Raw genomic sequence first — 5,164 nt, forward strand, 5'->3', positions numbered from 1 at the left:
AACCACAAGCTATGTGACACACGACCAAACAGGGGCGAGGGGTGTGGTGGTGTGTGTCGTGGTTCTGAAGCACGGAAAAACCCACCACACCCCCGCTCACAGCGTTCTTGCGGGGCCGGGCTCAGCCGAAGATGCGCGGCAGCGTGCCCTCGTGGGCCTCGCGGGCCTCGTCCAGCGGCACCGTGAAGGTCTCGCCGTCGAAGCCGCCGGCCACGACCAGCGCCTCGCCGCCGGTGCGGCCGAGCCGCAGGACGGGGACGCCGGCGGCCTCGGCCACCGCGACGAGCTCGGACTCGTGCTCCGGGTCCACGGCCACCAGGGCGCGCGCGGTGGACTCGCTGAACAGCGCGGCGAACGGCGTCACGCCGTCGCGGCCGGTGACGCCGTCGAGCGCGACGTCCGCGCCGACGCCATAGCGCAGCGAGGCCTCGATCAGGCCCTGGGCGAGGCCGCCCTCGGACAGGTCGTGCGCGGCGGCGACGAGGCCCTGCTCGCGGGCCTCGACCAGCACCGAGGCGAGAGCGCGCTCGGCACCGAGGTCCACGCGCGGCGGCAGGCCGCCGAGGTGCCCGTGCTCGACGTCGGCCCACGCGGACCCGTCGAGCTCGTCGGCCGTGCGGCCCAGCAGCAAGATCGACAGGCCCTCGGCGCGCCAGCCGGACGGCACCGCGGTGCGCACGTCGTCGATCACGCCGAGGACGCCGACGACGGGCGTCGGGTGGATCGACGAGTCGATCTGCCCGGGCTCGCCGGTGCCGTTGTAGAGCGAGACGTTGCCGCCGGTGACCGGGACGCCCAGCTCCTGGCACGCGTCCGCGAGGCCCTCGATCGCCTCGACGAGCTGCCACATCGAGTCCGGGTGCTCCGGCGAGCCGAAGTTGAGGCAGTCCGTCACGGCGAGCGGCGTGGCTCCGGCCGTCGCGACGTTGCGGTACGCCTCCGCGAGGGCGAGCTGGGCGCCCGTGCGGGGGTCGAGCTTGCCGTAGCGGCCGTTCGCGTCGGTCGCGAGCGCGACGCCGCGGCCGGTGGCCTCGTCGACGCGGACCACGCCGCCGTCGTCGGGCTGGGCGAGCGCGGTGTTGCCCTGGACGAAGCGGTCGTACTGGTTCGTCACCCACGCCTTCGAGGCGAGGTTCGGCGAGGCGAGCAGGCGCAGCGCGGTGGCGCGCAGGTCGTCGGCCGACGTCGGACGGGCGAGGCCCGCGGCCACCGTGGTGTCGGCCTGGAGGCCGTCCTGCCAGGCCGGTCGGGCGTAGGGCCGCTCGTAGACCGGGCCCTCGTGAGCGACGGTCCGCGGGTCGACGTCCACGATCCGCTGGCCGTGGTGGTCGATGGTGAGGCGGCCGGAGTCGTTGACCTCGCCGATGACGGCGGTCTCGACGTCCCACTTGCCGGTGATCGCGAGGAACTGCTCGAGCTTCTCCGGCGTGACCACCGCCATCATGCGCTCCTGCGACTCCGACATGAGGATCTCGCCGGCGTTGAGCGTGGGGTCGCGCAGCAGCACGTCGTCGAGCCAGACGTGCATGCCGCCGTCGCCGTTCGAGGCCAGCTCGCTCGTCGCGCAGGAGATGCCCGCGGCGCCGAGGTCCTGGATGCCCTCGACGACCTGCGCCGCGTAGAGCTCCAGGCAGCACTCGATGAGCACCTTCTCCATGAAGGGGTCGCCCACCTGGACGCTCGGACGCTTGGCCGGCACGCCGTCCTCGAAGGTCTCCGACGCGAGGATGGAGGCGCCGCCGATGCCGTCGCCGCCGGTGCGCGCACCGAAGAGCACCACCTTGTTGCCCACGCCCGAGGCGTTGGCCAGGTGGATATCCTCGTGGCGCAGCACGCCGAGGCACAGCGCGTTGACGAGCGGGTTGCCCTGGTAGGAGCCGTCGAAGACGAGCTCGCCGCCGATGTTGGGCAGGCCGAGGCTGTTGCCGTAGCCGCCGACGCCGGACACGACGCCGTGCACGACGCGGGCGGTGTCCGGGTGGTCGACGGCGCCGAAGCGCAGCTGGTCCATCACGGCCACGGGGCGCGCGCCCATCGAGATGATGTCGCGGACGATGCCTCCGACGCCGGTCGCGGCGCCCTGGTACGGCTCGACGAACGACGGGTGGTTGTGCGACTCGACCTTGAAGGTGACCGCCCAGCCGTCGCCGACGTCGACGACGCCCGCGTTCTCGCCGATGCCGACGAGCAGGTGCTCCTTCATCTCGTCGGTGACGCGGTCACCGAACTTCTTCAGGTGCACCTTGGACGACTTGTACGAGCAGTGCTCGGACCACATCACGGAGTACATCGCGAGCTCGGCGGCCGTGGGGCGGCGGCCGAGCAGGTCGCGGATGCGCTGGTACTCGTCCGGCTTGAGCCCGAGCTCCGCGAACGGCTGCGCCTCGTCGGGCGTGGAGGCGGCGTTCTCGACGGTGTCCAGCTGGGGACGGGGGGCGGACACGGCTTCAGCGCTGTCGGCAGCGGCGGTCATCAACTTCCCTCGGGTCGCACGAGTACAAGCACGGGTGGCCGGAATGCTCCGGGTGCTCGGACCGGGTGATCGCCGCACCGCCTCGCGGTGCCGGTATCCGGCGTCGGTTCCGGGCGGGGGCGCCACACGGCGCGCCGCCAGTCTACCGGCGTCCGCCGCGACCCCGGACGGGCGGCCCGGCAGGATGGGCCCGTGCCGATCCTGCCCACCGTCCGCGACCCCCGGCTGATCACCGTGCGCCGGGGCGGGACCCTCACCGACGACCACCACCGGATGCTGGCCGCGTGGGCCGTGGCCTGCGCCGACCACGTGCTGCCGCTCTTCGAGCGGGAGGCGCCCGACGACCCGCGCCCGCGCGAGGCGCTCGACGTGGCGCGCGGCTGGATCCGCGGCGAGGTGCCGATGCGCGAGGCGCACCGCACCGCCTTCGTCGCGAACGCCGCCGGCAAGGGGCGCCCCGACCCGGCCCGGTTCGCCGCCCTCGCGGCGGGGCAGGCGGTCGCCGTCGCGCACGTCGCCGCGCACGACCTGGGCGCCGCCGCCTACGCGATCCGGGCCGCGAGCGCCGCGGCCCCCGCCGGCGGCGCGGAGGCCGCGCGCCTCGCGGAGCGCGACTGGCAGCGGAAGCAGGTGCCCGCCGAGCTGCTCGACCTCGTCCTCGACGACCAGCGGGCGCGCAGCGCGATCTGCTGGGACGTCTTCGACGACTGACCCTCAGCCGCCCTCGGGCCGCGACCGCGCCGCCGAGGGGTCGAGGGCGGTCGCCGCCGCCGCGGCGGCCCCGAGGAGCAGCCCCACCCGCGTGTGCGGGAGACGGAGCCCGCGCGCACGCCAGCGCTCGCCGCGCCGGTAGGCCCACTTCTCCCCCGCCACCGCCACGACGACGGCGACGACCACGGCGGCACCCGCCGCGACGCCCACGACGACCGGGTCCGGCAGGGGGTCCGCGCCGTCGAGGCCGGCCTCGCCGAGCAGCACGTTGTCGTCCCGGCCGGCCGCGGCGCCGGGGCCGCCCGCACCGTCGGCGCCGACCGCGCCGTCCTGGAGACCGTCGCCGTCGACCGCGTCCGCGGCGGCTGCGCCCAGGTCGCGCAGCTCGTCGCGCACCTCCCGTAGGCCGTCGAGCGCGGACCGGCCCTCCTGCGTCGCGACGGTGACGAGGGCGACGCCGCCGCCGAGCACGGCGACCTTGGTCAGCGCGCGGGCCCACCGCGGCCCGACGACGTCCGGGACGGCATACCAGGCCAGGGTCGCCAGGCCCGTGATCGCGACGCTGCGGGCGTCGACCCGGCGGCTGTCGGCCGGCGTCTCCATGGGTCACCTCCGGGTGAGGGGCTGAAGTTCTGCGTGCTCCCGAGGTCGCGGAGCGGCACCCGGGACAACGGCCGGCGGGGAGTGCGAGTTCCTCCGCCCGCCGCCGCACGACCCGGGACCTGCGGCGATGACCTCTTCTTGACTATCCTGCCCGCATCCTTGACCCAGGTCACGATCAGGTGACGCTTCTCCGTGAGCCAGGCCACGACCTCCGCCCGGACGGCCAAGGGTTTTGTCTTTTACCACAAGGTGGTTTGATGCGCTCGTGGAACTGCTCAGAACCTTTGCCCCGGGCGCTTTCGCGTACGGGCTGGCGTCCTGGTCGTGGCTGGGGGTCCACGGCAAGACGCCCCGCTTCACGACTGTCTTCGGCGACGTCTTCCTCGAGTCCCTGGAGGGGTGGTGGTTCCTCGACACCATCGAGGGGTCGCTCGAGCTCCGGTGGTCCACCGCGGTCGAGATGTACACCGAGCTGGACTCTCCCGACGGGCGCGCAGACCTCCTCCTGGAGGACCTCTGCCGGGAGGTCCTCGACGCCGGCACGCTCCCGCGCCCGGACGAGGTGCTCGCGTTCTCGCCGCACCCCGCCATCGGTGGGCGGCTGCACGTCGACCACGTGGCGCCCGTCCGGTTCGAGCTCGCGCTGCGGCTCACCGGCGAGATGCACCACCAGCTGCGCTCGGCGCTCGACGCGACGCCGTCGCCCCTGCTGCTGGGGCACGACGACCCGCCGCACCCGGTGCCCGTGCCGGCGCCCGCGCTCGACTGGCCGCACCCGCCTGGACGGTGACCGTGACGCACCTGTGACCTCCACGATCCGCCCTGCGGATGCACGAGCGCCCTACCTGTCGTCTCCTGGGAGAGGCACGGATGAGGCGGACCGTGGGAGGTAGGCATGAGACGGGTGCTCGTCGTCGGGCTCGTCGTAGGGATCGCGGACGGGGCCCTGCTGGGCGCGTCTGCGGCGCTGGGCTGGACGTGGGTGGCGTGGGCCGCTCTGTTGCTCGGGCTCGGGGGCGCCGCCCTGGTGGCGCTGACCGTCCCGCCGCCGCGCGTCCCACGCCCGGCCACCGTGACCCTGGGGCTGCCGCTGCGTGACGAGCAGCCCGCCGAGGAACCCGTCCCCGCCGCGGCCGCTGTCGGAGCCACCGTCGACGCCGCCGACGTTCCGGCCGCCGTCCCCGCGGGGGCGCCCGCCGAGGACGTCCCCGGCGCCGTCGTCGAGGAGTACCCGCGGCCGGTGCGCACGACCGGGGAGCCGACGCCCGCCGCGGCCTGACGCACCCGTCCCCCACGAGACGCCGGTGGGGGCCCCCGAAGAATCTTTTCGAAGGGGCCCCCAGGGGGTTCGGGGGGGCGGCGGCGGGGGGGCTTTTT

5 protein-coding genes are annotated in these 5,164 nt (G+C 74.6%); 3 read left to right on the plus strand and 2 right to left on the minus strand.

Annotated elements, in window-relative coordinates; all coding sequences use genetic code 11:
* Positions 1-121: 121 nt before the first annotated feature.
* Positions 122-2,473 carry a phosphoribosylformylglycinamidine synthase subunit PurL gene (gene purL / locus ACWF41_RS07020; RefSeq protein WP_380326590.1) on the minus strand — a complete coding sequence of 784 codons (2,352 nt, stop codon included), beginning with the start codon at positions 2,471-2,473 and terminating at the stop codon, positions 122-124.
* Positions 2,474-2,665: 192 nt separating this feature from the next.
* Here purL and ACWF41_RS07025 point away from each other — a divergent pair, with 192 nt between their 5' ends.
* Positions 2,666-3,184 carry a putative immunity protein gene (locus ACWF41_RS07025; RefSeq protein WP_380326587.1) on the plus strand — a complete coding sequence of 173 codons (519 nt, stop codon included), beginning with the start codon at positions 2,666-2,668 and terminating at the stop codon, positions 3,182-3,184.
* 3 nt (positions 3,185-3,187) lie between these two features.
* On the opposite strand, the gene ACWF41_RS07030 is transcribed toward ACWF41_RS07025, so the two are convergent.
* Positions 3,188-3,787, minus strand: a complete 600-nt coding sequence (locus ACWF41_RS07030; RefSeq protein ID WP_380326584.1) for a hypothetical protein — start codon at positions 3,785-3,787, stop codon at positions 3,188-3,190.
* A gap of 265 nt (positions 3,788-4,052) precedes the next feature.
* Here ACWF41_RS07030 and ACWF41_RS07035 point away from each other — a divergent pair, with 265 nt between their 5' ends.
* Positions 4,053-4,577, plus strand: coding sequence for a hypothetical protein (locus ACWF41_RS07035; protein WP_380326581.1), 525 nt, complete (start codon positions 4,053-4,055; stop codon positions 4,575-4,577).
* A 105-nt stretch (positions 4,578-4,682) separates the two neighbouring features.
* Entirely contained in the window at positions 4,683-5,066 is a 384-nt protein-coding gene (locus ACWF41_RS07040) for a hypothetical protein (protein ID WP_380326578.1), read from the plus strand.
* The last annotated feature ends 98 nt before the right edge of the window (positions 5,067-5,164 follow it).

The organism is Isoptericola sp. NPDC055063 (assembly GCF_053608125.1).